Source organism: Mesorhizobium sp. 01N446 (assembly GCF_056399285.1).
The window spans coordinates 13,943-30,733 of the sequence record NZ_JBFTRA010000005.1; the positions used below are offsets into that span (position 1 = coordinate 13,943).

Consider the following 16,791-nt stretch of genomic DNA (forward strand, 5'->3'; position numbering starts at 1 on the left):
ATTGCGTCACAGATCAATGAGCGTTAGGAATGGATCATGAGTGTCCAGCGCCGCCTTTTGCCCAACATCAGTGCCCTTGCCGCCTTCGAAGCGGTGGCCCGGCTTGGCAGTTTCACCGCCGCCGCACAGGAGTTGGATCTGACCCAGGGCGCGGTCAGTCGGCAGATCAGGCTGTTGGAAGATCAGTTCGGCCGCCGATTGTTCGAGCGCGACAGCCGCAATGTCCGGCTGTCGACAGCAGGGGAAATCTATGCCGAAGCGGTGCGTTCAGCACTTGGCCAGTTGCGCGGTGCAGCACTTGGATTGATGAGCAATCGGCATAGTGGGATCCTGAACCTCGCCATCTTGCCGACCTTCGGCACACGCTGGCTGATGCCGATGATCCCCGATTTCGTCGAGAACAACCCCGACATCACCATCAACTTCGTCACCCGCGTCGGCCGCTTCGACTTCGCCAGGGAAAGGCTGGACGCAGCCATCCACTACGGCCTGCCAGACTGGCCGGAGGCGGACTCCACACTTCTGGTGCGCGAGACGGTGGCGCCGGTTGTATCGCCCGGATTCCTCGCCGGCCGCGCCATCGCCTCAGCGGCCGATATCGGCCGCCTGCCGCTGCTGCACATGGCAACGCGACCCGGCGCCTGGACCGAATGGTTCGAGCATCAGGGTCTGAGCGCACCGACCGGACCAGGCATGCAGTTCGAACAGTTCGGCACCGCCGCCCAGGCCTGCATGGCGGGGCTTGGCGTGGCGCTGCTGCCGCTGCTCCTCATCGCGGGCGAATTGCAACGCGGCCAGTTGGTGACGGCGCCCGGCCAGCCCATGCAAAGCCGCAGCGCCTATTATTTCGTCGTCCCGCACGACAAGCGCGGCCATCCCCCGGTCGCCAGTTTCCGCGACTGGCTGCTCGGCCAGCTTGAGAAGGAGCCGGCTGTTCTGGCGTGGTAGCTACTTCCGCTTCAGCGCATCCGCCAGCGCGGCACCGAAGGCCCCTTGCTGGGCCGGCCGTTCCGGCTGGCGTTGCGGCGCTGGCGAGCGGGGCGCCGGCCTGCCGCCGCCATTGTCGCGCGGCCCGCCCCTGGATGCGCCGCCCTCGCCACCGTCCTTGCGCATTGAGAGCGCGATGCGCTTGCGCTTGATGTCGACGTCGACGACGCGCACCTTGACCACGTCACCGGCCTTGACCACCTCATGCGCGTCCTTGATGAACCGGTCGGCCAGCTGCGAGACATGCACCAGCCCATCCTGGTGGACGCCGATATCGACGAAGGCGCCAAAGGCCGCGACATTGGTGACGGTGCCTTCCAGCAGCATGCCGGGCTTCAGATCCTTGATGTCGTCGACACCGTCGGCGAAGGTCGCCGTCTTGAAGCCGGGACGCGGATCGCGGCCGGGCTTTTCCAGCTCCGCCAGAATGTCGCGCACCGTCGGCAGGCCGAAACGCTCATCGACGAAGACGCGCGGATCGAGCGCCTTGAGCGCGGCGCTGTCGCCCATCAGCGAGCGCACATCGCGGCCGCAGGCGGCGACGATCTTCTTGGCCACGCCATAGGCTTCCGGATGCACCGACGAGGCATCGAGTGGCTCGCTGCCATTGGCGATGCGCAGGAAGCCGGCGGATTGTTCGAAAGCGCGTGGTCCAAGCCGCGGCACCTTGAGCAGGTCCTTGCGGCTGGCGAACGGACCGGTCGCATCGCGATGCGCGACAATCGCGTCGGCGAGCGACGCGCCAAGGCCGGAAACACGGGCCAGGAGCGGCGCCGAGGCGGTGTTGAGATCGACGCCGACCGCGTTGACCGCGTCCTCGACCACCGCTTCCAGCGAGCGGCCGAGACGGTACTGGTCGACATCGTGCTGGTACTGGCCGACGCCGATCGATTTGGGTTCGATCTTGACCAGCTCTGCCAGCGGATCCTGCAGGCGCCGCGCGATCGACACCGCGCCGCGCAAGGACACGTCGAGGCCGGGGAATTCAGCCGCCGCCGTCGCCGATGCCGAATAGACCGAGGCGCCGGCCTCGCTGACGATGACCTTGAGCGGCTTCGGCCCGCCGTCGGAAGGCATGTCGGACAACATGTCCGCCACCAGCTTCTCGGTCTCGCGGCTGCCGGTGCCGTTGCCGATCGAAATCAGCTCGACCTTGTGCAGGCGGATGAGCTTGGCGAGTTCGGCTTGCGTGCCGCGCACATCGTTCTTCGGTGGGAACGGGTAGACCGTCGTCGTCGCCACCAGCTTGCCGGTGCCGTCGACCACCGCGACCTTGACGCCGGTGCGGATGCCGGGGTCGAGCCCCATCGTCGGCCGCGAACCGGCCGGCGCCGCGAGCAGCAGATCCTTGAGATTGCGGGCAAAGACATGGATCGCCTCTTCCTCGGCCCGTTCGCGCAGATCGCGCATCAGGTCGAGCGTCAGGTGCAGCGAAAGCTTGATGCGCCAGGTCCAGCCGGCGACCTCCATCAGCCAGCGGTCGCCGGGCAGGCTGGCGCCGATCGCATAGGCATTGGCGATCATCCGTTCGACCGGCTTCACCGGCGACGCATCGTCGGCATCGACCTCGATGTCGAGCGACAGCACCTCTTCGTTGCGGCCGCGCAGCATGGCCAGCGCACGATGGCTCGGCACGTTGGCCCAGCGTTCGACATGGTCGAAATAGTCGGAGAATTTCGCGCCGGCCTCCTGCTTGCCGTCGACCACCCGGGCGCGCATGAAGGCGCGATCCTTCATGTAGGTCCGCAGCTTGCCGACCAGATCGGCATTCTCGGCGAACTGTTCCGACAGGATGTCGCGCGCACCTTCAAGTGCGGCTTTGACGTCGGCCACCTCCTCGGTGACGTAGGCCAGAGCCGCCTCGGTGGGCACCAGTGAACGGTTGGCAAGGATGGCCTCCGCCAGCGGCCCCAATCCACGCTCACGGGCGATCTCGGCTTTGGTGCGGCGCTTCGGCTTGTAGGGCAGGTAGATGTCTTCGAGTTCCGCCTTGGTGGCGGCGGCCGCGATCTTGGTCTCCAGTTCATCGGTCAGCTTGCCCTGCTCACGGATCGAGCCGAGGATGGTGTCGCGGCGGGCGTCAAGCTCACGCAGATAGGCGAGCCGCTCGGCAAGGTCGCGCAGCTGCGTGTCATCAAGCCCGCCGGTCACCTCCTTGCGGTAGCGCGCCACGAACGGCACCGTCGCGCCCTCGTCGAGCAATTCGATCGCCGCCGCCGCCTGTTCGGGCCGCGCCTTGATCTCTGCCGCGATGATGGCTGCGATGCGCTTGATATCGGATGCCATGTCGTTCCTGCTCTCCTCAAAAGAGCGGCGACCATAGGCGCAGATGCCAGCTTCGCCAACCGCGACGTTTTCAACCGCCGCGGCCGGTCCACAGGAAAGCATGCGGCAACGAAACCGTGCCCGCCCGGTCAGACCAGCTGGGTCAGCGCCTCGAAGAAAGCGACGATTTCGAGGTCCAGCGGATCGTCGACGGGTTCCGGCTGCGACGACATCTTGGCGATGACCACTTCGGCCTTCGGATCGACATAGAGCCACTGGCCATGAATGCCTATGCCGCAATAGGCGCCACTCGGCTTGCCCGACTGGTACCATTTGTTGCGATAGCGGCCTTGCGGGAAGAGCGGCAGCATGGCGCCGCGCTGCCAAGCTTCCGCACTGCCGCCGGTGCTGACCGTGTCGCGCACCCAGGCCTCAGGCACGATGCGGCGGCCATTGGCGGTGCCGCCTTGACGCATCATCTCGCCGATGCGCGCCAGGTCGCGCGGCGTCACCGAAATGCCGCCGGCGGTCCGTGCCGTGCCTTCCATGTCGACGCCGATCGAGGCTTCGCTCACGGCACCGAGCGGCTGCCACAGCTTTTCGCGCATCAAGTCGCTGAAGCGCTGGCCGGAAGCGCGCTCCAGCAGCAGGCCGAGCAGGTCGGAATTGGGCGACCTGTAGCGGAAGGTCTGGCCATGCGGCTCGGCAAGCCGCTGCAGCGACAGGATGAATTCGCGCAGGCTTTCCGTGCCGCCGCCCGGGTTCCACAGCGTGGCGCGGCGATAGCGGGCAAAGGCGCTTTCCGGATCGAGATAGGCCTCCTCGAAATCGAGGCTTACGCTCATGTCGAGCACATGCCGAGCGCTTGCATCGCCATAGGCCGAGCCGGCGGCTTCCGGAATATATTGCGTCACCGGCGCTTCCGGATCGAACAACCCCTCGCCTTCCAATATGCCGGCGATGATCGCAGTCACCGACTTGCTGATCGAGAAGATGATGTGGCGGGCGCCGAAATCCATGTGTGGCGCGAACCAGTCGCCGATCACCTTGCCGCCTTTCATCACCGTCAGCGCGTCGGTGCTGGAGCGCGCCAGGAATTCGGCCACCGTCTCCGGCGCGTTGGCCACCGAAACCGTTTCGCCGAGCAGACCAGCGAAATCCTTCGCGGGGGCCTCGGCACCAGCCGATGCCGCGGCCACGCGTGCCGTCGGCACCAGTTCGCCGAGGTTCTGGAACGACCATCGGTTGAACGGGTTTTCGCGCCAGTTGGAAAGCAGCACCTCGTTGCGGGCGAAGCCGTAGCGGATCTCGAACGCGGTCTTGCCGGTCATGGCGTTTCCTTCCGGGTCGTTTCTTATGGGGGCTCAGGGCAGTGCGGCGGCGATGGCGTGCACGGCCTTCAGCGTCGCCGTGGAATAGGCGAGATTGCTGAAATCCGGCCAGGTCGAAAGCTTCACCACGACCATTCCTGTGTTCCAGTCGATATGGATCATCTGCCCGAACACGCCCCGGCACATCAGTGCGCGCGAGGCGGGATTCTCGATCCAGAACTGGTTGCGGTAGCTGCCTTCGGGCAGGCTTGGGGAGAAGTCCGGCCCGTGCCTGCCATTGCGTGTCGCCTCGATCCAGTCGGCCGGCACGATGCCGCCGCCATTGTCGAGGATCATCTGGCCGAAGCGGCCATAGTCGCGCAGCGTCGCGTTGAAGCCACCATCGGCCAGCGCATAGCCGGCGCTGTCGACGGTGAAACAGGCGCTTTCGTCGGCGCCGAGCTTTTGCCACAGTTCTTCCGACACCAGTTGTGCCAGCCGCTTGCCCGTCACCCGCTCCATGAGGAAGGCGAGCACGTCGGTCTCGATCGAGCGGTATTGAAACTGAGCACCATGCGGGCGGACAGTGTCCTTCAAGCCGAGGATCAGCTCGAACATATGCGAGGGCCAGCGGAAGTTCGGATCGCTGCCTGGCGGCACCGGCTTCCAGCCGGTGGCGACATCGACCTGGCCGATGTCGGAATAGCGGTCTGTGTATTCTTCGGAGAAACGCACGCCCGTCGTCATGTCGAGCACATGCTGGACGCTGGCGCCGGCCCAGCCGGTGGCGCCGAGTTCCGGCAGGTAATCCGTGACCGGCCTGGCCGGATTGATCAGGCCGCGTCCGGCCAATATGCCGAACACCGAGCCGGTGATGGACTTGGCCATCGACTGCGACAGATGCAGCGTGCGCTCGTCCATGCCGTTGAAATAGCGCTCATGGGCAACCTTGCCGTGCCTGAGCACGAGGAACCCATCCGTATAGGTCTCGTCGAGCAGCCCGGCGAGCGTCGAAGGCCTGCCTTGGCTGTCCTCGACCGGCAGCCCGTCGAGATCGACCTCGGCGCGTTCGAGACGATGGCGGTGGCCGTTACCGCGCCAGACTTCGGCGGTCGGCAGAATTTCCCTGATGTGCTGGAACGCCCAGCGGTTCCATGGCGGCCGGTCCCAGTCGAGCCTTGGCGGCACCATGGCGGGCGGCGAGCCCTGCATGATCGGCGGCCGCGGATCGCTGTTGCGATAGGAGTCCATGAAAGGCCATTCCCGGAAAAGAAAAGACCCGGCGGCGTATGCCGCCGGGTCTGGCATGCAGCGATTACTTCTGCAGTTCGGTCCAGATCTTGGTGTAGAGTTCCTGCGTTTCCGGCGCGCACATCTTCTGGAATTCGCCCTTCGGCTTGGCGTCGGCCGGAATGACGACTTCCGGCGCATCCTTCATGTCGGCCGGCATGTATTTTTCCGAGCCGGTGATGGCGTTGGCGTAACGGTGGAAGGCCGAGAGACCAGCCGCGTTTTCCGGATCCATGATGAAGTTCTGGAACAGCTTGGCGTTCTCGACGTTCTTGGCCTCCTTCAGGACGACGACGTTGTCGCTCCAAAGACCAAAGCCTTCCTTCGGATAGTTGTAATGGATGGCCGCATTGGCCAGGCGCTGGCGCAGCGCCGAGCCGTTCCAGTCGCTGGTTGCCTTGAAGTCGCCGGCGCCCATCTTTTCGATGGTGTTGTATTCCATCGCGATCCAGTTCGGCTTGGCCGCCACCAGCAGGTCGCGCACCTTCTTCAGCACCGCCTTGTCGTCGGTGCATTGCTGGCCGCCGACATATTTGATCGCCGCGAAGATGACGTCATTCATCTCGGGAACGACGTTGACCTTGCCCTTCAGCTCGTCGGGCGTGTTGAAGACGATGCCCCACGTATCGGCCGGCCCCTTGTAGGCGTCGGTGTTGACGACGACGCCGATCGTGCCCCAGGCCCACGGCACCGAATATTTGCGGCCCGGATCGAATTCAGGATTGGCCCACTCCGGTGCGACGTTCTTGAAATTCTCCATCTTGCCGGGATCGGTCTCGAGCAGGAGGCCTTCCTTGATCCAGATCGGCACGTAGGTCTGCGACGGCACGGCGATGTCGAAGCCGGTCCCGCCCTGGCGAACCTTGGCGAGCGCGGTGTCATTGGAATCGTAGTCGGTGATCGACACCTTGATTTTGTATTTGTCCTCGAACTTCTTGATCACGTCGGGGCTGGTGTAGTTGCCCCAATTGTAGATGTTCAGCACGCCCTCGGCGCGGGCCAGGCCCGTCGAAGCGAGCAGCGCCAACCCCATGGCGGTCGCTGTTGTCTTCCAGTTCATCGTTCTAACTCCCATTGTCGGTTTCAGTCTCGTTTCCTGCTGACGAAGAAAAACAACGTGACGATCGCGACCGAAAGCAGCAGGAAAGCGGTCGATATCGCGTTGATCTCGGGTGTGACGCCGCGGCGGATCTGGCCGAGCATGTAGGTGGGCAGCGTGTCCTGGCCGCCCGACTTGACGAACTCGGTGATGACGACGTCATCAAGCGAGATGACGAAGGCCAGCATCAGGCCAGCAAGGATACCGGGCCACAATAGCGGCAGCGTGATGCGGCGGAAGGTCTTCCACGGCGTCGCGTAGAGATCGGCCGCGGCGCGCTCGAGCGTCAGGTCCATATTCTCCAGCCGCGCCCGGATCGGCAGATAGGCGAACGGAATGCAGAACGCCGTATGCGCGGCGATCAAATAGCCGAGGCCGGAATAGCCGGTGAATATCTTGATGCGCGAGAAGAAGATCAGCAGCGCCACACCGGTGACGATCTCGGGCACCATCAGCGGCTGGTTGATCGCCGCATATTTGAAGGTGAGGCCGGGATAGGCGGCCGTGCGCGTGGTGGCGAGTGCCGCCATGGTGGCGAAGGTGGTCGACAGCACCGCCGCGATCGCACCGATCTGGAACGAGCGCAGCGTTGCGTCGATGACCTGCGTGTTCTGGTATGCCGACTGGAACCATCTCAGCGAAAAGCCGCCCCATTCGGATGTCGAGCTCGCCGCGTTGAAGGCGTAGGCGACCAGCACGATGATCGGCAGATAGAGCACGACGAAGCAGGTCGCCGCGATCGCGGTGAAGCCCGGCTGGTGCTTGATGGAGAAGTTGCTAGCCATGACGCACCCCTGACTTGCCGGCGTTGCGCACATAGGCAAGCAGCGCCAGCATGACGATGACCATCACCGTGATCGACAGCGCCGAGCCAAGCGGCCAGTTGCGGCCTTGTCCGAACTGCAATTCGATCAGGTTGGACAGCATCATGTTCTTGCCGCCGCCAAGCACGACCGGCGTCACATAGGCGCCGAGCGCCGGAATGAAGACCAGGATGGAGCCGGCGATGACGCCGGGTTTGACCAGCGGGAAAATGATCTTGCGCAGCACCTTGAAGCGTGTCGCGTAGAGATCGTAGCCCGCCTCGACCAGGCGGAAATCGAGCTTCTCCATGCTGGCGTAGATCGGCAGCACCATCAGCGGCAGATAGACATAGGCCATGCCGATCAGGATCGCGGTGTCGGTGTAGAGGATCTGGATCGGTGCCGAGATGATGCCGAGCTTGAGCAGGATCGTGTTGATGATGCCTTCGTTGCGGATGATCTGCAGCACGGCGAAGGTGCGGATCAGCAGGTTGGTCCAGAACGGGATGGTGATCAGGAACAGCCAGAGATCCCTGGTCTTCTCGCTGCGTGTGGCCATGAAATAGGCGGTCGGGAAACCGAGCGCCAAAGTGGCGAGCGTGGTCACCACCGCAAGCTTGATCGAGCGCCAGAAGATCGTGACATGCGCCGCCGCGAGCGAAAGCGTGTCGTCGAAAATGTCGCGTTCCATGAACACCGATATCCAGGCATCGGGCGAGAACTGCCACTTCACGTCGCCATAGGCGCCGGGCGTCAGGAACGAGTAGACGAGCACGATCAGCAACGGGCCGGTCGCGGCGAGCAGGATGACCAGCAGCGCCGGCGCCGACAAAAGCCAGCGGTCACGGACATCGCGCCGTTCCGCTGCCTTGGCGATTTCCTCCGCGGTGGCCATCAGTCCCTCAGCACTTGCGCGGCGTCGTTGCCAATCAGGATGCCGACCTTGTCGCCACGCTCGAAACCGCAGCCTGCGCTGCGCGTGTTCTGCTGGCGCACGGTGAAGGCCTCGCCGCTGTCGAGCTGGACATGGATATGCGTGTCGGTGCCGAAATAGACGATGTTCTCGACCGTGCCCGACAGGTCGCCCTTGTCCTTGGTCAGCTTGGCATGCTCGGGCCGCACCACCACGGTGGCGTTGTCCTTCGGCTGGAACCCTTCGGCAACGGTTGCCTCGATGGTCGTGCCGGATTTGAGGGTCGCGCGCGTCTTGCCGTTGCCGGTGCCCGATATGGCGGCGGTGAGGAAGTTGGTCTCGCCGATGAAGTCGGCGACGAAGCGCTCCGCCGGCTTGTCGTAGATGTCCCAGGGCGAGCCGACCTGCAGGATCTTGCCCGACGACATCACCGCGATGCGATCCGACATGGTCAGCGCTTCTTCCTGATCATGGGTGACGAAGATAAAGGTGATGCCGGTCTCGTGCTGCAGCCGCTTCAGCTCGATCTGCATCTCCTTGCGCAGCTTGTAGTCGAGTGCCGAGAGCGGTTCGTCGAGCAACAGCACTTTCGGCTGCGGCGCCAGCGCCCGGGCCAGCGCCACGCGCTGTTGCTGGCCGCCGGAAATCTGGGCGGTGCGGCGGCCGGCCAGCGCCTCCATCTTGACCAGCTTGAGCATCTCGGCGACGCGCGCCTTGATCTCGGCCCTGGGCTTGCCCAGCATCTCCAGGCCGAAGCCGATATTGTCGGCCACCGTCATGTGCGGGAACAGCGCGTAGGACTGGAAGACGGTGTTGACCGGCCGCTTGAAGGGCGGCAGCGGCGCGATGTCCTGGCCGTAGAGCAGGATTTCACCGGCGGTTGGAAAGTCGAAGCCGGCGATCAGCCGCAGAAGGGTGGTCTTGCCGCAACCGGACGGTCCCAGCAGCGTGAAGAACTCGTTCTCGCGAATGGATACCGAGACCTTGTCGAGGGCCGCGACCTGCCCCTCACCCGATCCGAAAATTTTACTGACGTTTACAACTTCAATCGCATTCCGATCCGGTTTGTCCGGCACGATTACGCCTCACTGTTGACCCCGCTCTTGCTGGCGGAGCTGTTCCCCTGTTCGATGTGACCACACGCCCGGTAGGTTGGCAAGCCCGGCATTGAATCACAGTTCAGTCCGTCTTTAACCAGCAAGCCTCATGCCATTGTCAGGCCTGATAGGTGACCTTGCCGCCGCAAATCGTCGTCACCGGGCGCACCTTGTGCAGGTCGGCCGGCGCCGTCTTCTCGATATCGGCCGACAGAACCACAAGATCGGCCATGTAGCCTGATTTCAGTGTGCCTTTGCGGTGTTCGGCGAATTCGGCATAGGCGCCCTCGACCGTGTAGGCGGCGACCGATTCCTGCAGCGAGAAGCTCTGGTCAGGGTCGCTGTCTGCCCATGGTTTGCGCATCACTGCCGCCTGAATGCCCAGGATCGGGTCGATCGGCGACACCGGCCAATCCGAGGCGAAGACGACATGCGCGCCGGCATCCTTCAGGGTCCGCCAGGCATAGCTCAGCGGCCAGCGGGCCGGCCCGATGCGCGACACGGTCGGCTCCAGCGGGAAATCCATGGCGCCGGGCGGATGCGGCGGCTGCATCGAGGCGATGACGCCGAGTTCGGCGAAGCGCGGCACGTCCGACGTGGTGGTGACCTCGATATGTTCGACGCGGTGGCGGCTGTCGCGCTTGCCATTGGCCTTTTGCGCCGCCTCATAGCCGTCGAGCACCGCACGCACCGCGCCGTCGCCGATCGAGTGAACCGCGATCTGCAGGCCGCGCCTGTCGACGGCAACGGCCAGGTCGATGAATTGCTGCGGCGTGAACAGCGGCTCGCCGACCCAGTCGGGACGATCGGCATAGGGCTCGACCATCACCGCCGTCCAGGAATCGAGCACGCCATCGTAAAACACCTTGACCATGCCTGAGGACAGCCATTCGCTGTTGTAGCGCTCGGCCATCAAGGACGCCTTCTCGAGCACGTCGAGCGTCATGAAATTCTTGTAGTGGAACGGGATCTGCACGCGGCAGGGCAAGCCCTCTTCGGCCTCGATTTCGGCCAGCAGTTCGAGCTGGTAGAGGTTGCCGTCCATGTTCTGGATGGAGGTGATGCCGTGGCGCGCGCACCAGGCGAGGCCTCGCCGCATGATGTCGCGGTCGGCGGCGCGTTCGGCGGCGGACGGCATTGGATCCGGCTCGCCGCCGGTCGCCAGCCCCAGCCGCACCCGGCCCTCGCCGGCAAGATCGAGGACCGGACCGAAGGCCTCGCCCTCGCGCAGTTCGCCCGCTGCCAGGCCATCCTCGCCCATGACGATTTCATTGCCAGGACCAAGCGCACGGCCCTGCAGGATGCCCGCCATTTCAAGCGCCTTGGTGTTGGCCCACATCGTGTGGTGGTCGGGCGCGGCCATGCAGAAGGGGCGATCCGGCAGGATCTGGTCGAGATGGTGACGCGTCACCCGCTCGCTGCCAAGCACGGTGTAGTCGACGCCCTGCCCAACCAGCATTTTTGCCTCGGGCTTGGTCGATGCGTAGTCGCGGATCGCCTTTTGCAACGCCTCGAAGCCATGGACGCCGCCAAGCTGAAGATGCGCGAGCTCGGCCCCTCCCGAGAACAGATGCATATGGGCTTCGATGAAACCGGGCAGGACCGAGCCGCCCTCGGCGTCGATCACCTGTGTGGCCGATCCCTTGAGCTCTTCGATTGCGGCGCGGCTGCCGACGGCGATGATGGCGCCGTCCTTGACGGCTACGGCCTCGGCCACGGGATTGCCACCGTCCATGGTCAGCACGCAACCATTGATGACGATCAGATCCGCATTGTGATCCGCACCCGTAACAGACATCGCGACTCCGCGCTTTTGATGACCGATTGAGACCGACAGCCCTGCGCTCAACGACCTGCCACTCCACCGGAGCGGCGCCACGGAACAAAAAACGATGCCAGTCCGCTGCCTTCGAAATTCCCCTTGTTATCCCTAGGGACAGCGTGGATAAAGAATGCGACTGATTATTCGCGTTTGTCAACATGCGGAATTTAGAATGTATTGTGGACAGCACCCTGCGCCTGTGTTGGGAGCAAGCGGGGAACGAGGGCATCGAGTAGTGAAGCGCAGTCTCGACCGCAAAACCAGGATAGCGCTCGAGCCGCGCAAGCAGCCTCGGCAGCAACGGTCGAGCAAGGTGGTCGACCGGATCCTCGACGCGGCGCTGATCCTGACGCGGGAGCAAGGGACCAGGACACCGACGACGCTCGCCATCGCGCAGCGCGCCGGCCTGTCGGTCGGTTCGGTCTACCAGTACTTTCCCAACAAGGAAGCCATTCTTCTGGACCTCGCCCGGCGCTGGCTGTCCTCCTTTCCCGAGGTGATCGAGAAGCGCATCAAGGTTCCCCGGCCCACCAACCGCGAAGAATTCCGGCGCGAAGTGCGCAAGCTCTTCATCGACACATCCAGTATCTATATCGAGAACGCGACCCTGATGCCGGTGATCGAGGCGATTTCAGGCAACGCCGATCTCAGGCCTATCCAGGACGAATATGACGAACAGATCATCGCGCTCTACGCCGCCTGGCTGCGGCATGTGAATCCTGCTCTCGATGACAAGATCGCCAAACGGCTCGGCCTTGTGATGATGGAGGTCGGGCACGCCTGCCGGCTGGTCGGACTGAAGAGAGATCGCAGGACATTCGACCTCATCGAGGACGATGTCGAAGCCATGTGGCTCGCTCTGGTAAGCCCCTATCTCAACCTGGACTGATTGCGCATTTCGAGAGGAATTTCATGAAGACTGTCTATTCGCCGCTTCATGCTGGCCATGCCGGCCAGATGGAACTGGTCACATCGGCCATCGTGCCGGGTTTTGAAAAACCCTCGCGTGCCGAGTTCATCAAGGCGCGGGTCGAAAGCGAGAAGCTCGGTCCGATCGTCCTGCCGCTCGAGCACGATCTTGCCGCGGCCAAGCGCATCCACAAATCAGATTATATCGACTTCCTGCCGACGGTCTGGCCGCAATGGGTGGCGTCGGGTCACGAGGGCACGGCCATGCCCTTTACCTGGCCGACGCGCGGCCTGCGCGGCGACGTGCCGCCAAAGCGCATCGACGCGCTGCTCGGTTACTATTCCTTCGACGCCGGCGCCACCTTCGTCGAAGGTACATGGGCCGCGATCAAATCGTCCTATGACGTGGCGCTGACCGCGGCCGGCCTGGTCAAGGGCGGCGAACGGTCGGCCTTCGCGCTCTGCCGTCCGCCGGGCCACCATGCCGGCGCCGGCTTCATGGGCGGCTATTGCTACATCAACAACGCCGCCGTCGCCGCGCAATGGTTCCTCGACCAGGGCGCCAAGCGCATCTCCATCCTCGACGTCGACTACCACCATGGCAACGGCACGCAGGAAATCTTCTACGACCGCGCCGACGTGCAGGTGCTTAACCTGCATGGCGACCCGATGGTCGAATATCCGTTCTTCCTCGGCCATGCCGACGAGCGCGGCGCGGGCGCCGGCGAAGGTTTCAACATCAACTATCCCATGCCCTTCGGCACCGACTGGGACGCCTGGAACGCCTCGCTGGAGGATGCCTGCGCCAGGCTCGCCGCCTACGCGCCCGACATCGTCATCGTCTCGCTCGGCGTCGACACCTTCGAGAAGGACCCGATCAGCCAGTTCAAGCTGAAAAGCCCTGACTATCCCAAGATCGGCCACCGCATCGCCAAACTTAACCTGCCGACGTTGTTCGTCATGGAAGGCGGCTATGCCGTCGAGGAGATCGGCATCAACGCCGTCGGCGTGCTGACCGGCTTCGAGGACCGGTAAGGCTGCTGCCGGCACGCGGCCGACAACGACGGGCACGAGAGAAAAGGGCGGCTTGGCCGCCCTTTTTGCGAGCTACGCTGCGGCGCCAGCGCTGGGCGTCGCCATTGGTGCGGCAGCCTTGCGTGAGCGGCCGAGATAGTACACCGCAGCAGCCGCGATGACGCCGGCGGCCAGTATGCCGGCGGCCAGAACCGGCCGATACCAGAACCAGGCGATCGCGATCGTCGTCGTGCCGACCAGGATCGCCAGGAAGAAGGCGATGATGCCGGTTCCCATCCGCGCCATGCTGCCGAGGAACGGGATGACGTCGAGGATCACGCCGATCGGGCTGAGGAACAGGGCAAAGCCGATCGTCAGCAGCAAAAGGCCGGCGGCGCGCAGCAGCCAGGTGATCAGCGTGTTGGTGCTCACCGCCTCGGCGAACATCTTGTCGGCCGGCACGTTGCCGGTATCGACCATCAGCAGCGCATCGCCCGCTTGCGTCTGGTAGGGCTCGAACCGGCTGCCGGCCTGGCGCGCGACAATGCTGACCACGCCGAGCGGCGCCAGTTCGTAGCCGATCCGATAGTCGCCCAGCGCGGGCGTCGTGTTGTCGCTGCCTAGATAGATCTTGCCGTCGACGATGCTGAGCGGCTTCGTCCCGGTGTACGCGGCCTTGATCGCCGCCGACTGGCTGGAGGACAGCGAATACGTCTTGTCGCCATCGATGCGGTCGAGCACCGGCGTATCCAGGTCGAAGGCAACGAGCTTGCCCTGCGGAATCTGGAAGGCGCGGCTGTGGATCGCCATTGGCGGGTTCTGATGGCCGTCCGGCTTCTTGAAATCCGACGAGTCGATCTGGCTGTCGTCCCAAACCTTCGCATAGCTGTAGGTGGTCACCGTCTCCTCGCCGCCGCCAAGCTTCTTGGTGGTCTCGGATTTGGACTCTTCCTTCCACTGGTACATCTCGACGCTGCGCGACAGGCGCAGCCCTTGCGCGGCGATGCCGAAATCCGGATCCGACAGGCCACTGTCGGCCGTCACCGGCCCGCTGACATGCACCAGCTTTCCGTCATTGCCGGCATCGACGCTGTCGGCATTGATCGAGACCACGGCGCCCGACCCTTCGGCCAGCGACCGCGCCGTCTGCACCGCGCGGCCCTCGTTCCAGAACAGCCCGATCACCATCAGCACGATCAAGAGCAGGCCGAAGATGACCCCGCCGACCGCGCGCTTGATCCGTCCGAACCACGAGACGGAAGTAACTTCCCGAAATGAATCGCTCACCGTTTCCCCCGAAACAAAAGATGCCAGGAGCCCGCATGACACCACCGCGAACGACCGCGGCCGTAATGCAGCTACGAACTCCATCGCCGGCGGTGCCCACCCCTCCGGCGCTCGCGAATCTATCGCATCGGGCAGCACACGGATATGGCCGGCTTGCGCAGTCCCGGCATTTTCACACGCGCGGAGGCCGTGAAAATCGGCCTATGAGTCGCACGCGAGTCCACCGGATTCGATTTTGTCAAATCGCGTTTGATGTCGGATTCATCTGCGGGTAGATTAGACCCGAATCAGCCGGTCCTCGGGGGGCGCGGCGACCACCCAAAGTCTCACGTTCCGGAATTTCTCCGGCGCCAGACGCGGATGTCTTCGCGTTCCCTGATGGATTCCGTCTGATTGGCGCGGCACCGCGCCTCGTGTGCGTCTCGTGAAAGTAACGCGTTTTTAGGGTTCGGCGGCTGGCCTCCAGCATCCGGACAGCAGAAACGATTCCGGCCAAAAGCAGCAAATGAGCAGTCCCGCCGCGCTTCTTCAATCCGACACATTGGGCTCGCGCCTGGCGTCGCGCGGTGATCTGACCAGCTTTTTCATGGAACTGACCGCCGAGATCGGCGCCGACAGCTACATGCTGGTTGCCATCGTCCACGACCAGGACCGCAACGACGCGCGCATTGTCTCGTCGAACTGGATTTTCGACGCCATCGAACTGATCGGCAAGCGGCTGATCGCCAGCCTTGCCCAGGGAGCCCTCACCGTCGCGCCCGGCATCCGTCCAAGGCCGCTGGTGGCCGCGGCGGCGCCCGATGCGGACGGGCTGGTCTCCGGCGACGAGGCCCGCCTGCTCGACGTGCTCGGCCATGCCGAGATCTATTCGCTGCGGCTGAATGTCGGCCGCCAGCGGCTGTTCGCCCTGTTCTCGGCGGCGACGCCAGGCCACATCGACCAGCCGGCGCTGATGAAGGCGCAGTTGAAATGCTGCTACGCGCTCTCGCATATCCCGCAGTTGATCGCCGCCGCCGCCATGCAGGATCCGCTGTCCGATCGCGAGCGCGAATGCCTGTTCTGGGTCTCGGAAGGCAAGACCACCGACGAGGTGGCGGTCATCCTTGGCGTCTCCTCCAACACCGTCAACAGCTACATCACCCACGCCATCCAGAAATTCGCGGCCTCCAACCGTGCGATGGCCATCGCCACGGCGATCAGGAGTGGCATCATTTGAAACACGCTGACATCAAGGACGCCGCGGAGGCCCTCTTCAACGAGCAGCGCAGCCCCTTCGGCGCCTTCTCGCTCAGCTCCGAAACCCATCACGCCGTCACCGTTCCCGATGCCGTGCGCCGCTGCCGCTGGATATCGGTCGACATCAACGCCTCAGCCTTCGGCCTGTACTTCGTCAGCCCGTCGCCGGAACGGGCGCGGCTGGTGCCGTGTTTCGATTCCGACTATCCCGGCATTGCCGTGGCGACGAAGTTCATCTCGGGCGCCAATGGCGAGGAGATCGTGCGCCACACCCACAATTCGACGGAGCCACGCTGGTGGACGGATGACGGCGTCGCAGCCATGGCCGAGATGTTCGGCAACCTTGCCTGGACCGCGCAGATATCCCCCCTGGCGCCCGGCACCAGTGGCATTGCCTTTCCCGTCCACGCCGATCGCGGTCAGTGCGGCCTTGTCGTCTTCCTGGGATCGGAGATCGCGCTGCCGCAGGATACGCTCTACGAAATCCACGCCCGCTGCTTTTCCCTGTTCGCCGCTGTCGCCCGTATCCGTCCCGGCGATGCCGGCAGGATGCGCGCCATCTCCAAACGCGAATTGGAATGCCTGAAGCTGACAGCCAACGGCAATACAAGCGAGGAAATCGCGCGGCTGCTGAAGCTGTCGGTGCACACGGCCAACCAGTACCTGACCCAGTCGACGCAGAAGCTCAACGCCGTCAACCGCAACCAGGCGGTCGCCAAGGCGCTGCGGCTGGGCCTGATCGAATGATTGCTGTCGCCT

The 16,791-nt window shown here is 64.0% G+C and carries 14 protein-coding genes; 5 read left to right on the plus strand and 9 right to left on the minus strand.

Translation table 11 applies throughout. From position 1 onward, the window contains the following. Window positions 1-36: 36 nt before the first annotated feature. Window positions 37-948: a LysR family transcriptional regulator gene (locus AC1DPX_RS19315; RefSeq protein WP_202358103.1), complete on the plus strand. Its 912-nt coding sequence runs from the start codon at window positions 37-39 to the stop codon at window positions 946-948. Here AC1DPX_RS19315 and AC1DPX_RS19320 read toward each other — a convergent pair whose 3' ends face one another. The 8 genes from AC1DPX_RS19320 to AC1DPX_RS19355 all read right to left on the minus strand — a co-directional run bounded on the left by AC1DPX_RS19320 (window position 949) and on the right by AC1DPX_RS19355 (window position 11,562). Further along, on the minus strand, window positions 949-3,273 hold the full coding sequence (locus tag AC1DPX_RS19320; protein ID WP_477238873.1) for a Tex family protein: 2,325 nt from the start codon (window positions 3,271-3,273) through the stop codon (window positions 949-951). Between the two features lie 128 nt (window positions 3,274-3,401). Continuing rightward, window positions 3,402-4,583 (minus strand): serine hydrolase domain-containing protein, encoded by a 1,182-nt coding sequence (locus tag AC1DPX_RS19325; RefSeq protein WP_477238875.1) that lies wholly within the window; start codon window positions 4,581-4,583, stop codon window positions 3,402-3,404. A 33-nt stretch (window positions 4,584-4,616) separates the two neighbouring features. After that, on the minus strand, window positions 4,617-5,813 hold the full coding sequence (locus tag AC1DPX_RS19330) for a serine hydrolase domain-containing protein (RefSeq protein WP_477238877.1): 1,197 nt from the start codon (window positions 5,811-5,813) through the stop codon (window positions 4,617-4,619). 64 nt (window positions 5,814-5,877) lie between these two features. Beyond that, on the minus strand, window positions 5,878-6,912 hold the full coding sequence (locus tag AC1DPX_RS19335; RefSeq protein ID WP_202358099.1) for an ABC transporter substrate-binding protein: 1,035 nt from the start codon (window positions 6,910-6,912) through the stop codon (window positions 5,878-5,880). A 23-nt stretch (window positions 6,913-6,935) separates the two neighbouring features. Then, on the minus strand, window positions 6,936-7,736 hold the full coding sequence (locus tag AC1DPX_RS19340; protein ID WP_202358098.1) for an ABC transporter permease: 801 nt from the start codon (window positions 7,734-7,736) through the stop codon (window positions 6,936-6,938). After that, the gene (locus tag AC1DPX_RS19345; protein WP_202358097.1) at window positions 7,729-8,649 is read right to left on the minus strand and encodes an ABC transporter permease; all 921 of its coding nucleotides are present in this window, start codon (window positions 8,647-8,649) and stop codon (window positions 7,729-7,731) included. Before AC1DPX_RS19345 ends, AC1DPX_RS19340 begins: the two co-directional genes overlap by 8 nt. Further along, window positions 8,649-9,743 carry an ABC transporter ATP-binding protein gene (locus AC1DPX_RS19350; RefSeq protein WP_202358096.1) on the minus strand — a complete coding sequence of 365 codons (1,095 nt, stop codon included), beginning with the start codon at window positions 9,741-9,743 and terminating at the stop codon, window positions 8,649-8,651. Before AC1DPX_RS19350 ends, AC1DPX_RS19345 begins: the two co-directional genes overlap by 1 nt. Before the next feature lie 139 nt (window positions 9,744-9,882). Then, window positions 9,883-11,562: an amidohydrolase gene (locus AC1DPX_RS19355; protein ID WP_477238879.1), complete on the minus strand. Its 1,680-nt coding sequence runs from the start codon at window positions 11,560-11,562 to the stop codon at window positions 9,883-9,885. A gap of 259 nt (window positions 11,563-11,821) precedes the next feature. Here AC1DPX_RS19355 and AC1DPX_RS19360 point away from each other — a divergent pair, with 259 nt between their 5' ends. Both AC1DPX_RS19360 and AC1DPX_RS19365 read left to right on the plus strand, forming a co-directional pair. Beyond that, window positions 11,822-12,475, plus strand: a complete 654-nt coding sequence (locus AC1DPX_RS19360) for a TetR/AcrR family transcriptional regulator (protein ID WP_477238881.1) — start codon at window positions 11,822-11,824, stop codon at window positions 12,473-12,475. A 23-nt stretch (window positions 12,476-12,498) separates the two neighbouring features. Continuing rightward, window positions 12,499-13,530, plus strand: coding sequence for a histone deacetylase family protein (locus AC1DPX_RS19365; RefSeq protein WP_477238883.1), 1,032 nt, complete (start codon window positions 12,499-12,501; stop codon window positions 13,528-13,530). Window positions 13,531-13,602: 72 nt separating this feature from the next. Here AC1DPX_RS19365 and AC1DPX_RS19370 read toward each other — a convergent pair whose 3' ends face one another. After that, window positions 13,603-14,796: a TMEM43 family protein gene (locus AC1DPX_RS19370; protein WP_477238885.1), complete on the minus strand. Its 1,194-nt coding sequence runs from the start codon at window positions 14,794-14,796 to the stop codon at window positions 13,603-13,605. 505 nt (window positions 14,797-15,301) lie between these two features. On the opposite strand from AC1DPX_RS19370, the gene AC1DPX_RS19375 reads away from it, so the two are divergent. Both AC1DPX_RS19375 and AC1DPX_RS19380 read left to right on the plus strand, forming a co-directional pair. Further along, window positions 15,302-16,012: a helix-turn-helix transcriptional regulator gene (locus AC1DPX_RS19375; protein ID WP_202358091.1), complete on the plus strand. Its 711-nt coding sequence runs from the start codon at window positions 15,302-15,304 to the stop codon at window positions 16,010-16,012. After that, a complete protein-coding gene (locus AC1DPX_RS19380; protein ID WP_202358090.1) occupies window positions 16,009-16,779 on the plus strand; it encodes a helix-turn-helix transcriptional regulator in 771 nt (256 codons plus the stop codon). Before AC1DPX_RS19375 ends, AC1DPX_RS19380 begins: the two co-directional genes overlap by 4 nt. Window positions 16,780-16,791: the final 12 nt, after the last annotated feature.

Coding starts and splice junctions, on each gene's coding strand:
- AC1DPX_RS19365 (WP_477238883.1), top strand. CDS start 12,499: ATGAAGACTGTCTATTCGCCGCTTCATGCTGGCCATGCCGGCCAGATG.
- AC1DPX_RS19335 (WP_202358099.1), bottom strand. CDS start 6,912: ATGAACTGGAAGACAACAGCGACCGCCATGGGGTTGGCGCTGCTCGCT.
- AC1DPX_RS19355 (WP_477238879.1), bottom strand. CDS start 11,562: ATGTCTGTTACGGGTGCGGATCACAATGCGGATCTGATCGTCATCAAT.
- AC1DPX_RS19320 (WP_477238873.1), bottom strand. CDS start 3,273: ATGGCATCCGATATCAAGCGCATCGCAGCCATCATCGCGGCAGAGATC.
- AC1DPX_RS19330 (WP_477238877.1), bottom strand. CDS start 5,813: ATGGACTCCTATCGCAACAGCGATCCGCGGCCGCCGATCATGCAGGGC.
- AC1DPX_RS19315 (WP_202358103.1), top strand. CDS start 37: ATGAGTGTCCAGCGCCGCCTTTTGCCCAACATCAGTGCCCTTGCCGCC.
- AC1DPX_RS19325 (WP_477238875.1), bottom strand. CDS start 4,583: ATGACCGGCAAGACCGCGTTCGAGATCCGCTACGGCTTCGCCCGCAAC.
- AC1DPX_RS19345 (WP_202358097.1), bottom strand. CDS start 8,649: ATGGCCACCGCGGAGGAAATCGCCAAGGCAGCGGAACGGCGCGATGTC.
- AC1DPX_RS19375 (WP_202358091.1), top strand. CDS start 15,302: ATGAGCAGTCCCGCCGCGCTTCTTCAATCCGACACATTGGGCTCGCGC.
- AC1DPX_RS19340 (WP_202358098.1), bottom strand. CDS start 7,736: ATGGCTAGCAACTTCTCCATCAAGCACCAGCCGGGCTTCACCGCGATC.